Here is a 327-nt window from a genome sequence, read left to right as displayed (position 1 = left end):
AAACACAGCAGGCTAAACAAAAAAAAGATGACAACTTGACAGGAGTTGCTAACGAGCTTACTGATATGATGTCGATGATGCAAAAGGGACTCAAGTTTTCAGTTGATGAAGAGTCAGGCATGCAGGTTATTAAAGTTCAAGATGTCAGTTCTGGTGATATAATTAGACAAATCCCTAGTGAAGAAGCGCTACAACTGGCAGAAAAATTAAGTGAAGTGTCAGGGATATTAATGAAAATTGAAGTTTAATTTAAGAATGCACTCAAGTGGTTTACTTTTTGCTTTGTTTATTGATAGAGGTTTAAAGGAGCAAGGTTATGGCATTAAC

General features: G+C 35.8%; 1 protein-coding gene. It reads left to right on the top strand.

All coding sequences use genetic code 11. The features are described 5' to 3' along the window. A partial coding sequence (locus tag AAEZ02_RS22060) for a flagellar protein FlaG (RefSeq protein ID WP_351125119.1) occupies nucleotides 1-248 on the top strand: 248 nt, incomplete at its 5' end. Nucleotides 249-327 lie beyond the last annotated feature (79 nt).

The sequence above is a fragment of the Shewanella sp. T24-MNA-CIBAN-0130 genome (genome assembly GCF_040310185.1).
Classification (GTDB): domain Bacteria; phylum Pseudomonadota; class Gammaproteobacteria; order Enterobacterales; family Shewanellaceae; genus Shewanella; species Shewanella psychromarinicola.
This window is presented reverse-complemented; position numbering and strand designations above follow the sequence as displayed.